We start from the raw sequence: 19,464 nt of genomic DNA, 5'->3' as shown, positions 1-19,464 counted from the left end.
AGCAAAAAATCAAGTGTTCTGTTGATGTCTTTGATAGGTCGTAAAGTGCTTATTTAGTTATTCGAGAGATAATATTTCATTGATTAATTATCTATTTTACAGGGATAATTAATTGAATTTGCATAAACAGCCTCTACTTATTCTGGTGATCTGTTTTATTCTTGGAATTCTTTTCCAGGAGAAAATGATATTGGCAGGCATTACATTTTATCTGATTATTGTAATATGTCTGATCATGCTGGCTGCAATATGTTTTCATTCTTATTTTTTACATAAAATCAAAACTTTTTTGCTTGGACTCCTGTTTTTTGGAGCAGGGATTATTCTTCATTTTTACAATACTTTTTCAGATGCTTCTTCATTTGTAAATAAAAAACAAACGGTTACTTTTAAAATCTCTCAAAAATTAAATACCACTGAAAAATATAAGAAATATGAAGGAACAGGACAGATTGGAAATATAAACTTTAATTCAGTTTTTTATGTTCCCAAGGATAGTAAAGAGCTGGATTTTGTTCACTACTACAAGGCTGATGCTTATATTATACAGCCTAAAGCGCCTCAATATGATTTTCAGTTTGAATATAAAAAGTACCTGAAGCGAAAACATATTGAATATCAATCTTATGTTTCAAAAGAAATTCAATCTACAGAACGGGATGACTTAACTCCAACAGATAAGTTACAGCAATATAGATTTAAGGTTCTCAAAAATATCGCTAAAACCGGAATGTCAGATAAGACTAAAGAATTCTTAAAAGGAATCATTCTGGCAGATCGTACTGAGATTGATGCAGGTACTGTGCAGGATTTCAATAAATCAGGAATGGTTCACTTTCTCGCTATTTCCGGAACTCATATTGTCGTTATTTTCGGGATGTTTTATTTTTTGCTGATTCGTTTTATTTCCTTGAAATTCAGAAAATATGCAGTCATTTTAAGCTTGGTTTTTATTTGGCTGTTTGCTGCTTTTATCGGATTTGGAAATTCAGTCATGCGGTCCTGTATCATGCTGAGTGTTTATTTTATTTTTGTATTGCTTCAGCGGAAACCTGACCTGCTTCATTCATTATCTTTATCTGCTTTTTTTATTCTGATTGGAGACACACAGCAGTTTTTTGATGTAGGATTTCAGCTTAGTTTTCTTGCCGTTTTGGGAATTTTTTGGCTGAATCAGCCTCTCCTGAAATATTTTCCAAAACAGGATAATTATCTTAAAAAACTCCTGTTTAATACCATTACAATATCTTTATCTGCGCAATTGGCAACACTTCCTTTGGTGCTGTATTATTTTCATCAGTTTTCATTCATTTCAATCATTGCCAATATTGTTATAGTTCCTTTTTCAGAAATAATCATCGTTTTTTCATTCCTGATGACCGCCTTAATTTCTTTTGAGATTGATTTTGAATTGATGAATGTGATATATGATTTTGTTATTCAGATCTTGTTGAAAATGATCCATTGGTTTGCTGAGGTTGATGTGCTGTTCTTTGAAAACATTCCAATGAACGGATTAGAGGTGCTTTCATTGTTTGTGATTGTTTATTTATTAAGATCAGTTGTCTTAAAATTCAATGTTAAAAACTCTTCGGGGTTGATTATGGCTGTCATTGCATTTCTGATCATAAGAACGGGTAGTAATATCTTTGAAAATCAAAAAGAAGAAGTGCTGATTCATACATTCGGCAAAAACAATATTATTTCAATAAAAAGTGGAGAGAAGGCCTGTTTCTGGATTTCAAATATGGAAAATAAAGACAAGGTTTTACAGTTTGTTGTGAAGCCTTACTGCTCTTCACGGAGAATACATGATTTTGAGCTTAAAACCATTTCAAATTCAGTTCAAAAAGTAGCTTTCAGGAATAGGATTTATGATTTGAAATAACGGTCATAATTTATGTGTTTTCCTGTATTTATAATGTATAGAATTCTTATTTAGAAAGATTACAAACTGTCTATTTGTGAGATTTCTCACTTTTCGATATTGTTAAACTTTCTTAATTTTGTAGAAATTCAAATTTAAACTTATATGGCAGGTTTAACGAGTTCTACGATAGGTAGAAAATATGCTATGGCATTATCAGCTCTATTTTTGCTGATTTTTCTTATACTGCATTTGACGACCAATTTGTTATCAGTTCTGAATAAGGATGCTTTCAATACAGCATCTGATTTTATGGGCTATAATCCTTTTGTGCAGTTCTTAATGCAGCCTATTCTTGGTTTTGCAGTAATTTTCCATTTCATTATGGGATTTGTGCTTGAGATCAAGAATAATAAAGCGCGTCCGGTAAAGTATGCAGCAAACAATGCAGCAGTGAATTCCTCATGGATGTCCAGAAATATGATTATTTCAGGAGCTGTTATTTTAGCTTTCTTAGCGCTTCACTTATATGATTTCTGGCTTCATGAAATGAATTACAAGTATGTGGAAGGATTAACTCCAGATGCAGAACGTTTCTGGCCGGAACTTCATGAGAAGTTTGCTGATCTTTGGAGAGTGGCTTTGTATGTGATCTCTTTTGTTTTATTAGGATTGCACCTGGCTCACGGATTCCAGTCTTCATTCCAGTCTATCGGAGCAAGACATCCAAAATATACGCCGGTGATCAAAGCTTTCGGGAAATGGTATTCAATCCTTATTCCTGCAGGATTTATCATCGTTGCAGTTTTTCATTTTATAACTCAATAATATCAATATACTAGTATGAGTAAATTAGATTCAAGAATTCCAGCGGGTCCTCTTAAAGACAAGTGGAAAAATCATAAAGACCATATGAACCTTGTTGCACCAAACAACAGAGATAAGATTGATATTATTGTTGTAGGTACAGGTTTGGCAGGAGGTTCTGCTGCAGCTACATTAGCTGAACAAGGATACAACGTGAAAGCGTTCTGCTACCAGGATTCTCCAAGAAGAGCACACTCTATTGCTGCTCAGGGGGGGATCAACGCAGCTAAGAATTACCAGGGAGACGGAGACTCTACTTACAGATTATTCTATGACACCATTAAAGGTGGTGACTATAGAGCAAGAGAGGCCAACGTTTACAGATTAGCTGAAGTTTCTGCAAATATTATTGACCAGTGTGTTTCCCAGGGGGTTCCTTTCGGGAGAGATTACGGCGGTCAGTTAGATAACCGTTCATTTGGTGGGGTTCAGGTAAAAAGAACTTTCTACGCAAAAGGACAAACAGGACAGCAGTTATTATTAGGAGCATATTCTGCAATGAGCCGTCAGATCGGTAAAGGAAGAATCAAGATGTATAACCGTCATGAAATGCTTGACCTTGTGATTGTTGACGGTAAAGCAAGAGGGATTATCGCAAGAAACCTTGTAACAGGTGAGATCGAAAGACACTCTGCTCATGCCGTAGTTATTGCATCAGGAGGATACGGAAACGTATATTTCCTTTCTACCAATGCAATGGGATCAAACGTTTCTGCAGCATGGAAAATTCACAAAAAAGGAGCTTACTTCGCAAACCCTTGCTACGTACAGATTCACCCTACTTGTATTCCTGTTCACGGAACACAGCAGTCTAAACTGACTTTGATGTCTGAATCATTAAGAAACTCCGGAAGAATCTGGGTTCCTAAAAAGATTGAAGATTCAGTAGCAATCAGAGAAGGTAAATTAAGACCTGAAAATATTAAAGAAGAAGATAGAGATTACTATTTGGAAAGAAGGTACCCTGCGTTCGGTAACCTTGTGCCTAGAGACGTTGCTTCAAGAGCAGCTAAGGAAAGATGTGACGCTGGATTTGGAATCGAAAATAATGATACTCAGGAAGGAGTTTACCTGGATTTCTCTACAGAGATCATGAAAAAAGGTAAAGAATCCGCTATCGAAAAACATATTCATAATCCAACAGATCAGCAGATTTATGATTTAGGTAAGAGCTGGGTAGAGGAGAAATACGGTAACTTATTCGTAATGTACGAAAAAATTACAGCTGACGATCCTTATAAAACTCCAATGAAGATCTATCCTGCAGTTCACTACACAATGGGTGGTGTATGGGTTGATTATAACCTTCAGTCTACAATCCCTGGATGTTTCGTAATTGGTGAGGCTAACTTCTCAGATCACGGTGCGAACAGACTTGGTGCTTCTGCATTGATGCAGGGTCTGGCTGACGGATATTTCGTGCTTCCTTATACGATTGCAGATTACCTTTCTGCAGACATCAGAACAGGAACTATTCCTACCAATACAGGAGCGTTTGACGAGGCTGAAAAAGGAATTAAAGAAAAAATTGATTTCTTCTTAAACAATAAAGGAACTCATTCCGTAGACCACTTCCATAAGCAATTAGGAAACATCATGTGGAATAAAGTAGGAATGGGAAGAACTCCTGAAGGACTGAGAGAAGCAATTAAAGAAATTGAAGAAGTAAGAAACGATTTCTGGAAAAATGTAAAAGTACCGGGAGAAGGAGAAGGGATGAACACTGAGCTTGAAAAAGCATTCAGAGTGGCAGACTTCCTTGAACTTGGGCAACTAATGGCTATCGATGCACTACACAGAAACGAATCTTGTGGTGGACATTTCCGTGAAGACCATTCAACTCCGGACGGAGAAGCGGAAAGAGATGACGTAAACTACAAATACGTCGGAGCTTGGGAATATCAGGGTAACGATATCAACGCTGAAGTGTTGCATAAAGAAGAGCTGATATATGACAACATCGAGGTTAAAACTAGAAGTTATAAATAATCTCCAACCTAAAATATAACATTATGAGTGCAAAAAAAGGCTTACATCTTACGCTGAAAATTTGGAGACAAAAAAATAGTAAAACTAAAGGTCAGTTTGAGACCTACAAAATATCAGATGTATCTACAGATTCTTCATTTTTGGAGATGCTGGATATCCTGAACGAAAATTTAATTAACGAAGGAAAAGAACCTATCGCTTTTGACCACGACTGTCGTGAAGGAATCTGCGGTATGTGTTCCCTTTACATCAATGGTAGAGCTCACGGGCCGGATACAGGTATCACTACCTGCCAGCTTCACATGAGAATGTTCAAAGATGGAGAGACTATCGTTATTGAACCTTGGAGAAGTGCTGCTTTCCCTGTTATCAAAGACTTGATGGTAGATAGAAGCGCATTTGACAGAGTAATGGCAGCAGGAGGTTTCATTTCTGTGAATACTTCTGGAAATACATTGGATGCTAATGCAATTCCGGTTCCGAAAGAAGATGCAGACAGAGCAATGGATGCCGCTGCTTGTATTGGATGTGGAGCTTGTGTGGCGACATGTAAAAACGGATCTGCTATGCTGTTTGTAGGAGCGAAAGTTTCTCAGTATGCATTACTTCCTCAAGGTAGAGTAGAAGCTAAGAGAAGAGTTCTGAACATGGTGAAAGCTATGGATGAAGAAGGTTTCGGTAACTGTTCGAACACCGGCGCATGTGAAGTAGAATGTCCTAAAGGTATTTCTCTTGAAAACATCGCAAGAATGAACAGAGAATACATGGCTGCTCTTGTAGATCAAGGATAGAATTGATTCAAATACATAAAAATCGCCTTCATTTTTGGAGGCGATTTTTTTATGAATGGCATTACCCTGTTAAAGTTTGTTAACTTATTGATGGATTTTAGTCATTCTTTATTTAATAAGTATATATTTGAAGGGTATTTGAATCGTTTTTTTTAACTTTCAAATACAGTTTGCTATTCCAAAAGAGATGGATAAAATAACTAGAAATGTCCCTTTTGAACAGCAGGAATAAAATTTTCAAAAAAAATAATTAGTGTGAATTAGCAAGCCCTAAAAAGCGTATTTTTGTGTAATATTAAAAATTGAAATGAAAAAATATCTTTTATTGTTTATCATCACAGCTTTTGTGATGTCTTGTTCAAAAAAAGTAGAAGTAAAAGGAAAAATTACTGGAAGCTCACCACTGGAAAGAATCGAATTTGTAGAAGCTTCAGGAGTAGGAACCCTGCCTTTAATTAATATTGGTTTAGATAAAGACGGAAACTTTTCAGGAAGTTTTGATGCTCCTAAGGACGGTATGTACGTGATCAACTATGCGGGCAGACAAAGCCTTATCTATCTTGAAGGAGGACAAAAAGTGAATATTTCAGGAAACGGAGCTACTTTCCCAAATGAATTTGTGGTTACAGGAGATGCCAAGAAGAATAATGATTTTCTTACAGCAAGTCAAAAGTTCTTAGCGGAGTACGGTACTAAAGTTAATATAGGTGCTTTGATGGGCGGAGATGAAGCTGCATTCTTGAAAGGGATGCATAAAATTGAAGCAGATATTAATAAAAATGTAGATGATCTTGCTAAGAAAAACAATCCTAGTAAAGCACTTTTGGATTGGAAGAAAAATGACGTAAAAGTTACCATTCTTAATTTGCTTGCCAACTACGAAATGTCTCACGGGCCAATGTCCGGAAATCCATCTTACAAGGCTTCTAAAGCATTAAAAGATTACGAAACTCAGCTGGAAACAGATAAAGATGCGATGGTGAAAACAATCCCTCTTTACAGACAATATCTTCTTGTAAAAATGACTCCTGATTTCCAGAAGTATGCAGAAGCAAACAGCAAGGGAAAAACCGGAATTACAACTTCTGAGATGTTTGCTCAGTATTTAAAAACAAAGAAAGATTTATCTCAGACTGCAAAAGACTATCTTTTGGCATTTGTAATGGCTCAGGCGGATATTCATCCTACAACTCCAGCTGCAAACATTGACAAAATCAAAAAGATCATTGATTCAGATATTAAAGATGCTACCATTAAAAGTGACCTGTTAAAAATGCAGGTAGCTATTACAGGACTTAAAATAGGAGATGTCGCTCCAGAGGCAGCTTTAGCAAAACAAGATGGAAAAGCTTATAAACTTTCTGAAAACAAAGGAAAACCTTATATGTTATTCTTCTATGCTTCATGGAACCCTTATATCAGTGAAGCTACAGTACCTGTATTAAAAGAAGTGGTAAATTTCTATAAATCTAAAATGAATTTTGTATTCGTAAACGTAGACGATACAAAAGATCAGTTTATTAAAACGAGCAATTCTCTTTTAAAAGGAGTTCAGGGAGTAAATGTTTACGGAGAAGGAGGTCTGAACTCTGATATTGCCAAGAAATATGGAGTATACGGATTCAAATTACCTTGCTTTGTGATCATTGATAAAGATGGTAAAATTGCCAGCAGATCATTTGTAAATCTTGGTGAGCAGGAATTGGTAACTATTCTGGATAAGCAGACTGGTCTTTCAGCTCCAAAGGCAGAGCCAAATATGCAGATGCAACCACAATTACAGCTTGATCCTTCTGCAGCTCAACAGCCAGCAAATCCACAGCCGGCTCCAACAAAATAATAAACTTTAACACAGTATAGAAACCTTATCTTCGGATAAGGTTTTTTTTATTGTATTTTTGCAAACTGAAACGTATAGTTTCAATTAGGAAAATAGAAAATTTTAGAATGAGTAGGAAGAAAAAAAGAGATCTGATTCTTGAAAATATAAAGCTATTGACTGCCGGAGCAAAAGGTGTTGCAATAGGAAAGACAGAAGAAGGAAAAGCTGTGATGGTAACAGGCGCAATTCCCGGTGATATTGTCAATGTAAGAGTGAAAAAGGCGAAGTCAAAATATTATGAAGGGGAAGCGGTTGAAGTACTTGAAAAATCACCTTACAGAGTTGATCCTAAATGTATTCATTTCGGGACTTGTGGAGGATGCAAGTGGCAGAACATGAGCTACGAAAAACAGCTTGATTTTAAACAGGAAGAAGTATATAATAATATTAAAAGAATCGGAGGAATTGATAACTTTGAGACAATGCCAATTCTGGGAGCTGAAGAACAGTATTTTTATAGAAATAAAATGGAGTTTTCTTTCTCCAATGCGAGATGGCTTACTCAATATGAAATCAGTTCAGAAGAGAACTTTGGAAGTAAAGATGCTTTAGGATTTCATATTCCTGGAATGTGGAGCAAAATTCTTGATTTGAAAGAATGTTTCCTTCAGGAAGATCCTTCCAACGCAATCAGACTCGCTGTAAAAGAATATGGAGTAAATAACGGCTTGGATTTCTTTGATGTAAGAAATCAAGAAGGTTTTTTAAGAACCTTAATGATGAGACAAAATTCCAGAGGAGAATGGATGGTTCTTTTCCAGCTTTACAGAGAAGAAAAAGAAAACAGAGAAAAACTTTTTGAATTCTTATTAGAAAAATTCCCGCAGATTAGAACATTGGTATATGCTATTAATCCTAAGCAGAATGATTCTATTTATGATTTAAATATCAATGTATATTTCGGAGAAGGTTACCTGATGGAAGAAATGGATGGATTGAAATTTAAAATCGGACCAAAATCATTCTTCCAGACCAACTACAAACAAGCGTTAGAGTTATACAGAAAAACATTAGAATTTGCAGATCTGAAAGGAGATGAAGTAGTGTATGATCTTTATACAGGAACAGGAACCATTGCACAGTATGTGGCGAGAAATGCAAAACAGGTAATCGGAATCGAATCTGTGCAGGAAGCCATAGACGCAGCAATCGAACATGCTGAATTGAATGGTTTGACCAACACAACTTTCTATTGTGGAGATATGAAAAACGTCTTTAATGACGAGTTTTTAGAAAATCATCCAAAAGCAGATGTATTAATTACAGACCCGCCAAGAGACGGAATGCACCAGAAGGTTGTAGAACAGATCTTAAAACTTTCACCTGAAAAAGTAGTTTATGTAAGCTGTAACTCAGCAACACAGGCAAGAGACCTTGCTTTGATGAAAGAACATTATACTTTAGTGAAGATTTTACCGGTAGATATGTTTCCACAAACACACCATGTTGAGAACATCGCGCTGTTGATTAAAAAATAATTTATTTAAATTTGAATTTCAAATCTTAATATGAAATACTTTAAATTTCTCATAGCGATCTGCTTTTTAGGGATGCTTTTTTCCTGCGGGGGAGATGATGATATTTGTGAAAGCGGAGAAGGAACTCCCAGAATGAAGGTTGCTTTCAGATCACTTTCTACCGGAAAAGAGACGACACTTGATACACTCTATGTAGCGGTAGATTACGGAGCAGGAAAAGTAGATCTGGGAAAAGTGGCAAAAATTGATTCCCGGTTAATTCCTTTACGCGTAGACAATTCACCTTATACAGACGTTTATTTTAAACTTACATCTAAGGGGGCAGAATCTAAAGTAAGGATTAATTACAATACAAAGTCAACGTATGTTTCTCCCGGATGCGGAATCAAAAAATCTTATGAGAATTTAACTTCAGAATTAGTAACACCGAATCCTGTTCAAAAGGTGGAAATCGGACAAAATCAAATAGAGAATGAAGACAAGACTAATCTTTACCTTTCTTTTTAGTTTATTTGGAATAATAAGCTGTGCACAGGATAAAAAAAAGGAAGAAGAAAAGAAGGTTCACGAGAAATATGAACCCAATTTTATGGTTGGCCTTGATGTTCTGAATACCGGAGCCGGATTCTTTTCTGACAGAAAACTGTATCAGGGATTTATTTCGTCAAAGATAAAAGGAAATATTCATGCTATTGCAGAGGCGGGTTTTGAAAAGAATGTCTATCAGAAGAATGGTTATGATGCAAAAGCAAGCGGTCCTTTCGTGAAGTTGGGCGCATTCTATATGCTGGCAAAAGATGCGGAGAATGAATTCAACGGATTTTATGCCGGAGGAAAAGTAGCAGGATCATTTTATAATCAGGAGTATATGGCAATTCCTGTTCGTGGATTTGGAGGAAGCAATTCTTCTGAAGCCTTTCCTTCATCCTCACAGTCATCTTTTTGGCTGGAAGGAACATTGGGAGGCAGAGTACAGTTATTTAATTCCAATTTCTATATCGATGTGAATCTTCAGCCAAGATATTTGGTATATACTTCCAAGCAGGATGATATTTCTCCAATGATTGTTCCGGGCTTCGGAAGAAGTTCTTCAAAATTCAATATGGGATTTGCATGGAATATTGCGTATAAGTTTTAGAAATAGTATTTCTTAGTATTTAAAATATATAAAATACAAACTTTAGTTGAGTCTAAAGTTTGTATTTTTTTTAATAGATATGGGTGATGGATGTATTATGTTGAAAAATATTAACTTATTTTATCCATAAGATTTATAAAATAGCTATATTTGGCGGAAATTATAATTGTGTTTTAATTTATGAAAAGAGTATTTACTGCTTTAATGTTTACTTTTATAGGAGGAGCTGTGTTCGGTCAATGGACGCCAACTTCCTTTAAAAAAGGAGACGATAACAAAAGAAGTACAGGATTTAGAGTAGATCAATCCAATGTAAGAGGTAACGGGTACTATAAATTAGACCTGAACTTACTGAGATCTCAGCTGAAGAATGCACAGGAAATGGGTACAAATGCCACTCCTGTAGTGATTTCTCTTCCTACTATGAGCGGGAAGATTGAAAGATTTAATGTATACAGTTTTCCAGTAGTTGTAAAGGAACTGGCGGACAAGTATGAATTAGGATCTTATGTTGGAACAAGTGTAGAAGACCCTACCAAGTATTTAAGATTCAGTATTGCTCCTAATGATTTTCAGTCGATGATCATCCATGGAGATAAATATGAATTTATTGACCCGGCTTCTGCAGATAAAACAGTGTATGCTGTTCATCCTAAAACTAAAAAGGATCAAAGTGGGTTCTTATGTTCTACAGAAGAATCTCCTGTTGCTAAAAAGGAAATAGATGCCTTATTAAAAAACGGGCAATCATTCTCAAATCAGGCTACAACTTTCAACAAGAGTTCTGATAAGAAATACAGAACAATGAGATTGGCCATGTCTGTTACCGGTGAGTATACTCAATATTTTATGGGACTTGCTGGCGTACCTGCTACAGCTACAGATGATCAGAAAAGAGCTCCGGCACTTGTTGCAATCAATAATACTTTAACCAGAGTAAACGGAGTTTTTGAGAAAGATTTTGCATTGCATTTGAATTTGCAGAACTTTCCTGCTGTAATTTATATTGATCCGGCTACAGATCCATATTCTGCTGCTGCTACAGGAGCGGGAGGTGCGTGGAACGGACAACTACAGGCTGCTTTAACAGCTAATGTAGGAGATGTCAACTATGATATCGGACACTTGTTCGGTAAATCAGGTGGTGGAGGAAATGCCGGATGTATCGGATGTGTATGTATCAATCCTACTACTACAGTTCCTAAAGGAAAAGGTTCAGGATTTACTTCCCCGGCAAATGGAATTCCATCAGGTGATAGCTTTGATATCGATTATGTTGCTCATGAGATGGGGCACCAGTTAGGAGCTAACCATACTTTCTCTCATAATATTGAAGGAAGTGGTGTAAATATGGAGCCTGGTTCAGGAACTACCATTATGGGATATGCTGGTATTACTGGTCCTAATACAGATGTTCAGGCTAATTCTGATCCTTATTTCCATAAGGCAAGTATCGGTCAGGTTCAGGCTAACTTAATTGCAAAAACTTGTGATGTAGAAACTACAATTACTAACAATCCACCGGTAATTACGGATCTTCCAACATATACTATACCTAAAGGGACTGCTTTTGTTTTAACAGGTGCTGCTACAGATCCTGAAAGTGATCCAATGACTTATTCTTGGGAAGAAGTTGATAATGCATCAGTTTCTATTAATAAGTTTAACTTAGGAAATACAATGTCTGGAGCTTCATTCAGATCTGCTGTTCCAAGTACGAATCCAGTAAGATACTTCCCGAAATTTACATCTGTAATGAATGGAGTATTAAACAATGCAAATAATACATGGGAGGCGGTATCAACTGTACCAAGAACAACAAACTTTGCATTAACTGTTAGAGATAATAATTCTAATGTGGCTCAACAGCAGTCTGCTTTTAAAGTTCAGACAGTTGTTGTAGGAAATAACGGACCTTTCAGAGTAGCTAACCAATATGCAGATGTGAATACTCCAACTCCGGTTCAATGGATTGTTGCAAATACAAATGCTGCTCCTTATAATGTTACCAATGTAAAGATTGATTATACTACAGATAACGGAACAACCTGGACTGTATTATCAGCATCAACACCTAATGACGGTTCTGAAAACTTTACTTTCCCTTCTTCATTGAATGGTCAGACCATTAAAGTAAGAATTTCTTCAATAGGTAATATTTTCTATGCGGTAGGACCTGTTAGTATTGCACCTCTATCTGCATGTAGCAGTGCTGCTCCAACGAACGTAGTGGTGAGCAATATCACGGTGTCTTCTGCAAGCGTATCATGGATGTCTTATACTGGGGCAACTTACAAAGTACGTTATAGAAAGGTAGGTGCAACTGTTTGGACTGAGGCTGATACCACAGTGCCTTCAATCAACTTAGGTAATCTAATAGATGGTACACAGTATGAAGTTCAGGTAGCTTTGGTTTGCGGTACTACAGTAGGAACATATTCTGCTTCTGTAAACTTCACTACACCACAACTTGCTTATTGTACTGCTTCTACGACTGATGCTAACTATGAGTATATTTCCAATGTAACACTTGCGAATATCAATAATACTTCAGCAAGCAGTACATATACAAACTATACAACAAACACTGCACTTCAGATTAATTTGACAAAAGGGAATGTTTACCCTATGTCTGTTACTGCTAGTAACCCAGATGTTGCTGATTATGATACAGTAGCAGCATTTATTGATTTTAATAAGGATGGTGTTTTCAGCGAAACAGAGAGAGTATTGAATTATCCTGTAGCGCTTACTCCGTCACCAACTGTAGTAACAGGGAATGTTACAATTCCAAATGATGCAGTAGAAGGGCAGCCATTAAGAATGAGAGTCGTATTATTTTATGTAGGAAATACAAATGCAGGCTTATCATTGCCGGCAGATTATCTATGTGGAAATAATTTTGATTACGGTGAAGTTGAAGATTACAACGTAGTTATTACTGGTAACCTTGCTACTTCTGAAACTGCTGTTAAAAATAACGGTATTCAGATTTATCCAAACCCGGTAAGTGATGTTCTAAATGTTACTAAAGTTTCAGATAAAGCTACTTATAAAATCTATAGTGCTGCTGGACAATTAGTAGATAGAGGAAATATCAATAATGGAAAAGTGAATGTTTCAGCTTTAGTTAAAGGTGGTTATGTAATTACAATAGATGATAAAGGAATTGAGCAATTCAAATCTAAATTCATCAAAAAATAAAGATAACCTTTAAATATTAGTAAATCCCCGGGCTGTCCCGGGGATTTCTTTATTTAAAGCATAAGTGGATATATTATTGTGTTTTTACAAAAAAAACCTAAATGCACCTATAAATTAATAACAAAAAATGATTAGATTTGTATGATTAATATTATAATGAAAACATTATGAAGAAATTCTTTACCTCTTTAATTCTGTTTCTCTGTTTGATTTGTACAGGCTTTGTATCCAAAGTCTCGGCTCAGGCAGGACAGATCGGGACAGGAACGGGTACCTCAGTGTATCTCCCCATACGTTCCTATTATGGGTATAGTTATTCCCAGCAGATTTATACTGCTGCGGAGCTTACGACTGCCATAGGTACGTCGAACTATATCACGGCTGTAAAGTTTTATTCCACCACAGTTTCAACATCTCAGGATGTATATAAGGACTGGGTGGTATATATGGGGAACACAACCCAGAATAACTTTGCAACCACAACAAGCTGGGTTCCATTAAATTCTTTGACCAAGGTTTTCGACGGAACTTTACCTAACCTAACAAATGGCAACTGGGTAACACTTCAGTTAGCTACTCCGTTTTTGTGGAACGGAACAGACAATCTTGTGATTGCTGTAAATGAAAAAACTCCAGGTTATTCGTCTTCACCAGGTACAGCTTGGGGATCTTATAATGCAGGAGCAAACAGAGGGATGATCTATTATGAAGATTCTACAAACCCTGATCCTGCAGCACCTCCTGCAGCAAAAGACAGGCTTGCAGATATTCCTAGAATACAGTTGGAAAGCCATCCGCTGCCAGCTTGTTCAACAGCTCCACCTACCAATATTACAGTTACAAACCTGACAACAGCTACAGCTAATGTAGGCTGGTATCTTTCCGCAGGAGCTACGTACGTTGTACGATACAGACCTTTAGCAGGAGGACCTTGGGTGACAATTAACGTAACAACACCTATGGTAGGAAATCAGATCATTACCGGATTAACAGAACAAACAGCATATGAAGTTCAGGTAGCTACTATATGTGGGGGTACTCAGGGAGCATTTTCTTCCAGTGTAAACTTTACAACCCCGGCACTTAGCTATTGTAATTCAGCTGCTACAAGTACTTTTATTGATGGGTATATAAGCCAGGTTTCAGTTAATGCGCAAGGAGCTCCTTCCATGACAAGTAACTCTAATCAAAGTGGTTATACAGATTACAGTACAGATCCTACAAGATTAGTTACTTTGGTAAGAGGTGGTACTGCTACTGTTTCTGTAGCAAAAACATGGCCGGGTTATCAATATAGCTTCTTAACAGGAGTTTGGATTGACTTTAACCGTAATGGTGTTTTTGAAGCATCTGAAAGAGTATTGACTTCTCCAAGTAATACAACAACGCCGGTTACCGCCACATTTAATATACCAAATGCTGCAGGTGGTGCATATACAGGAAACCTTACTACCAGAATGCGTGTTGTAATGAATGAGTATAGTCCTATTAATGCTTGTGGAACATATTCTTATGGTGAGACTGAAGATTATGCCGTTAAACTTATCGATTTATCAGCATGTACTACAGCTCCACCTTCTGACATTCAGGTAAACAATGTAACACCTTCTTCAGCTAACGTTACTTGGACATCAACTACAGGTGCTACTTATATCGTAAGATACAGAGTTTCTCCTTCTGGTGCATGGCAGCAGATTGCTGTAAACACACCTTTGGTGAGTAACCAAATGCTTACAGGGCTATTAGAACAAACAGCATATGAAGTTCAGGTAGCTACTATCTGTGGAGGTACTACAGGTGCATTCTCTCCGAGTGTAAACTTTACCACTCCAGCACTTACTTATTGTACGGCAGGTCCTACAAGTAACACTGCTACTAGTGGATATATTAATAATGTAACTGTTACTCCTACGAATACTCCTATTATGGTAAGTAATTCAGGATCGGATAACTATAAAGATTATACACCAGACCCTACAAGAGTTATTATTTTTGAAAGAGGTTCTGCAAATAATAAAATTTCTGTGAATAAATACTGGCCGGGTTCTCCTACATCTTATGGAGTTTCAGCTTGGGTTGACTTTAACAGAAACGGAACATTTGAAACAAGTGAGAGAATTCTCAATACAACTTATAATACTACTACTCCGGTAACGGCAACTTTTGCTGTACCTACAGTAGCGAGTGGAAATGTATACACAGGAAATCTTCCTACCCGTATGCGTGTCGTAATGAGATATTTTGATAACGCTACCCCTTGTGGAACATTTAGTCAGGGAGAAGTAGAAGATTATGCAGTGAAGTTTGTAGATTCTCAACCATGTTCAACAGCTCCTCCAACGAATATTACAGTAAACAATATTGGTGCAACTACTGCAACAGTATCATGGGTTGCAACTGTAGGAGCTACTTATAATATCAGATGGAGAACTACTCCTGGAGGTGTTTGGCAGACGGCTACTGTGCCAGCGGGTCAAAACTACTATGGAATCACAGGTCTTAGTGAGCAGACGAATTATGAAGTTCAGATTTCTACAACATGTGGAGGTTCTACAGGAGCTTACTCATCATCAGTTACATTTACAACTCCACCGTTGTCTTACTGTCAGATGACAGGTACCGGAACGAATGACCATATTTCGAATGTAACAGTTACCTCTTCGAACCTTGGAGTTCCTCCAATGAACAATACTTCAGTACAGACTAATTATACAAGCTACACAACACCTGAGACTCTTATTACTTTAGATGTTAATTCTCAAAATAATAAAATCTCTGTAGCTAAAGGTTGGACTGGAGCAACAGGAAATGATGCTGTAACAGCATGGATCGATTTTGACAGAGACGGACTGTTTACAGATGCTGAGAGAATTTTAATTTCTCCGGCTAATACAACTACTCCTGTTACGGCTACATTTACCGTTCCTTCAACATCTTATACAGGTCCATTGACTACTACAATGAGAGTTGTACTAAAACGTACAAGTGCTCCTGTAATGTGTCAGAATGCTGTAGATGGAGAGGTGGAAGACTACAGAGTAAGAATCAGACCTTGTAGCAATGCAACTCCAAACTCACCTACATTTACTACTACTCATACAACAGCTACTGTTACAATTACAGGAGCAGGAGTAAGTTATGTAGTAAGATACAGAGTTCAGGGAACAACAGCATGGACATCAGTATATGCTTCTACACAATTAGGAAACCTTCCATTGTTAATTAGTGGATTAACTCCTGCTACTACTTATGAAGTTGAAGTTGCAGCAATTTGTGGAGATGTTGTTGGTACAGCTACTCCAATCAAGACGTTCACAACAAGATGTGATCCTACTCCTCCGAATGTGACGGTAACTAACATTACTCCAACAACAGCATTGATTACATGGGCTCCGCTTGCAGCAAGCTCTACGTATACAATGAGATGGAGAAAAGTAGGTACCACTACATGGAATATTATCAGTTTACCGGCAGCTCCTGCAAATACTTATGTTTTAGGAAGTGTAACTCCATTAGAGCCATACACTACTTATGAAGTACAGATTGCTAATATGTGTAACGGTGAAACGACTCTGAATCCATATTCTAACCCTAAAGTATTTACTACAGAAAGAATCTGTGAAATTCCGCCTCCGGGATTAACAATCACTCAATTGCTTCCTACATCGGCAGCAATCCAGTGGGATCCTTTCCCAGGAGCAACATATGTTCTTAGATATAGAAAAGTAGGTATTCCAAGCTGGACAGAAGTACCATCATTAGTTAACAACCTTGTATTAACAGGTCTTACAGAATTAACAAAATATGAAATGCAGGTTGTTAATATCTGTAACGGTACACCAGGAAATTATACTCCTCCATATTACTTCACAACTCCTACAGTAATTTACTGTCAGATGCATTCAGGAAGTTCTACAGGCGAGCATATTTCTAAAGTTACAGTGAAGCCTACCGGTAAGAAAACAATGGAGAATGAATCAGGAGCATCAACGTATACAGATTATACAGGAGTTCCTAAAACATTCATCGAAATGATCCAGGGTTCAACAGACAATGAGATCATCATTGAGAAAAAATGGACTGGAAATACTTATAACGAAGGAATCGCGGTTTGGATCGACTTCAACAGAAATGGTGAATTTGATATCAATGAAAGAGTATTAAGCTCTCCACCAAATACAGACAGCCCTATCTCAGGTAAATTCAATGTACCGGCAGATGCGTTTGTAAGTATGACAGATTACAAGTATGTTGTAATGAGAGTAGCAATGGAAAGAGACGGTATTCCTGTAAACTGTACAAGCTTCAAAAACGGAGAAGTAGAGGATTATACAGTAAGAATCTCTAAACCGATCGTTGCTAATCCAATTGATCAGACAGGTATCATGATTTATCCTAACCCGGTAAGCTCAATATTGTTTGTGAAAAATATCAGCAAGAGAGCTAAATATAAGATCTACAATGCTGCCGGACAGGTAATCGGAGACGGTATCTTACTAAACAACCAAATCAACGTAAGCAGATTGATTAACGGTGTTTATGTAATCGATATTGATGATAACGGTAAAACTGTTCAGAAGAAATTTATCAAAGAATAAATAAGCTAAATTTCAAATAGAATAAGCCTCCAGAAATGGAGGCTTATTTTTTATAAAAACACCTTAATGGAAATAATTCCTAAGAATTTTTTTGCATAAAAAAACTCGTTAGAAAAGTTCCTAACGAGTTCTTATTTATTCAATACTGAAAATTACTTTTTCGGTTTGTTCTTTTAATTCTTCCAGATTGGTATTGTTGTAGATAATACAATCTGCCATTTTAATTTTATCCCTTTCAGGCATCTGCTTTTCCATGACAGCCTCTACCTCGCGGTAGGTTTTGTTATCTCTGTCCATTACTCTTTTAGCTCTGATATTATCTTCAGCGGTTACCAAAAGAGATTTATAACATTGCCTGTTAAGTTTTAGTTCAAACAATAATGCAGTTTCTTTGAAGACCAGATATTTGCTTTGCTTCTTTACCCAGTTTTCAAAATCAATCCGTACAGCCGGGTGTATGATTTCATTCAATTGCTGGAGCAGATCATTATTATTAAAAACCTTACCGGCGACAAATTTTCTGTCATATAATTCTTGCTCATCATAAGATTCTTCACCAAGAAGTTCCTTGATCTTTATTTTCAGATCTTCACTCTCATTGACAATTGCCTTTGCTCTGTCATCGGAATAATAAACCGGAAAACCGAATTCCTCTATAAAGTGCGCTACTGTAGTTTTTCCAGAACCGATTCCGCCTGTTAAACCTATGATCTTGGGTGCTGGTTCCGGTTCCGCCTGTTGTGTTTCTGAATGTAATTCTTCCATGATTTAAAATTAATATCCAAAAACATCATTAAAAGTGAAAGTCTCATCAAGTCTTACCCCTTTGTCGGTCATTTTAAGACTTGCCAGCTCATTATGAGCATCATGTTCAAAGAACAATAAGTATTCGTTATCTACGCACTGCTTAAGGAATTTACCTTTCTCTTCCAATGTTAAAAGAGGTCTGGTATCATATCCCATTACATATACCTGGTTGATATGTCCCGCCGTTGGAATAAGATCCGCCGCAAAAACAACTGTTTTTTCCTGATACTGAATTACAGGAAGCATCTGCTTTTCCGTATGTCCGTCTACAAAGATGACATCCATCTTCAGATCCGGAGCAAAACCGTAGTTTCCAGTAGTAGGAAGAGGTAAAAAATTAAGCTGGCCGCTTTCCTGCATCGGCATAATATTTTCCTTCAGGAAGCTTGCTTTTTCTCTTGCATTAGGTTCTGTTGCCCATTGCCAGTGATTTTCATTAGTCCAGAAGTTGGCATTTTTGAAAGCCGGTCTGTATCCGGTTCTGTCATCATTCCATTCAATAGCACCACCGCAGTGATCGAAGTGAAGGTGAGTAAGGAATACATCAGTAATATCTTCCTTTATAAAACCGTATTTCTTTAGATTTTTATCAAGAGTATCATCTCCCCAAAGAGAATAGTGTCCGAAAAATTTATCATCCTGTTTGTTACCAAGACCGCAGTCTACAAGGATTAATTTTTTTCCGTCTTCAATAAGCAGGGAACGTGTTCCCAGTTCGATTAGGTTTTTTTCGTCTGCCGGGTTTGTTTTTTCCCACAGACTCTTCGGGACGACTCCGAACATAGCACCGCCGTCCAGTTTAAATTTTCCACATTGTATTGGATATAACTTCATATGTATATT

12 protein-coding genes are annotated in these 19,464 nt (G+C 36.9%); 10 read left to right on the top strand and 2 right to left on the bottom strand.

Features of this window, described 5'->3' with window-relative positions; translation table 11 throughout:
- The first annotated feature begins 118 nt into the window (after nt 1-118).
- The 10 genes from DYR29_RS12750 to DYR29_RS12705 all read left to right on the top strand — a co-directional run bounded on the left by DYR29_RS12750 (nt 119) and on the right by DYR29_RS12705 (nt 17,814).
- Nucleotides 119-1,888: a ComEC/Rec2 family competence protein gene (locus DYR29_RS12750; protein ID WP_249413496.1), complete on the top strand. Its 1,770-nt coding sequence runs from the start codon at nt 119-121 to the stop codon at nt 1,886-1,888.
- Between the two features lie 144 nt (nt 1,889-2,032).
- Nucleotides 2,033-2,695 carry a succinate dehydrogenase cytochrome b subunit gene (locus DYR29_RS12745; protein ID WP_213277173.1) on the top strand — a complete coding sequence of 221 codons (663 nt, stop codon included), beginning with the start codon at nt 2,033-2,035 and terminating at the stop codon, nt 2,693-2,695.
- Between the two features lie 15 nt (nt 2,696-2,710).
- Nucleotides 2,711-4,723, top strand: a complete 2,013-nt coding sequence (locus tag DYR29_RS12740; RefSeq protein ID WP_142719119.1) for a fumarate reductase/succinate dehydrogenase flavoprotein subunit — start codon at nt 2,711-2,713, stop codon at nt 4,721-4,723.
- Between the two features lie 23 nt (nt 4,724-4,746).
- Entirely contained in the window at nt 4,747-5,514 is a 768-nt protein-coding gene (locus DYR29_RS12735) for a succinate dehydrogenase/fumarate reductase iron-sulfur subunit (protein ID WP_002976316.1), read from the top strand.
- Between the two features lie 307 nt (nt 5,515-5,821).
- Complete coding sequence (locus tag DYR29_RS12730) at nt 5,822-7,354, top strand: TlpA family protein disulfide reductase (protein ID WP_213277172.1); 1,533 nt, start codon at nt 5,822-5,824, stop codon at nt 7,352-7,354.
- Between the two features lie 107 nt (nt 7,355-7,461).
- A complete protein-coding gene (gene rlmD, locus DYR29_RS12725; RefSeq protein WP_213277171.1) occupies nt 7,462-8,874 on the top strand; it encodes a 23S rRNA (uracil(1939)-C(5))-methyltransferase RlmD in 1,413 nt (470 codons plus the stop codon).
- A gap of 30 nt (nt 8,875-8,904) precedes the next feature.
- Complete coding sequence (locus tag DYR29_RS12720) at nt 8,905-9,381, top strand: DUF6452 family protein (protein ID WP_213277170.1); 477 nt, start codon at nt 8,905-8,907, stop codon at nt 9,379-9,381.
- Entirely contained in the window at nt 9,347-10,012 is a 666-nt protein-coding gene (locus DYR29_RS12715; protein WP_213277169.1) for a DUF6048 family protein, read from the top strand. The genes DYR29_RS12720 and DYR29_RS12715 overlap by 35 nt, the downstream gene beginning before the upstream one ends.
- 180 nt (nt 10,013-10,192) lie before the next feature.
- Nucleotides 10,193-13,216 (top strand): reprolysin-like metallopeptidase, encoded by a 3,024-nt coding sequence (locus DYR29_RS12710; RefSeq protein ID WP_213277168.1) that lies wholly within the window; start codon nt 10,193-10,195, stop codon nt 13,214-13,216.
- Nucleotides 13,217-13,383: 167 nt separating this feature from the next.
- Nucleotides 13,384-17,814: a GEVED domain-containing protein gene (locus DYR29_RS12705; protein ID WP_213277167.1), complete on the top strand. Its 4,431-nt coding sequence runs from the start codon at nt 13,384-13,386 to the stop codon at nt 17,812-17,814.
- Nucleotides 17,815-17,949: 135 nt separating this feature from the next.
- Here the strand turns inward: DYR29_RS12705 and coaE are convergent, their stop codons facing one another.
- A complete protein-coding gene (gene coaE, locus DYR29_RS12700) occupies nt 17,950-18,579 on the bottom strand; it encodes a dephospho-CoA kinase (protein ID WP_213277166.1) in 630 nt (209 codons plus the stop codon).
- Between the two features lie 9 nt (nt 18,580-18,588).
- Nucleotides 18,589-19,455, bottom strand: coding sequence for an MBL fold metallo-hydrolase (locus DYR29_RS12695; protein WP_047425133.1), 867 nt, complete (start codon nt 19,453-19,455; stop codon nt 18,589-18,591).
- Nucleotides 19,456-19,464 lie beyond the last annotated feature (9 nt).

The sequence above is a fragment of the Chryseobacterium indologenes genome (genome assembly GCF_018362995.1).
Lineage (GTDB): Bacteria > Bacteroidota > Bacteroidia > Flavobacteriales > Weeksellaceae > Chryseobacterium > Chryseobacterium indologenes_G.
This window is presented reverse-complemented; position numbering and strand designations above follow the sequence as displayed.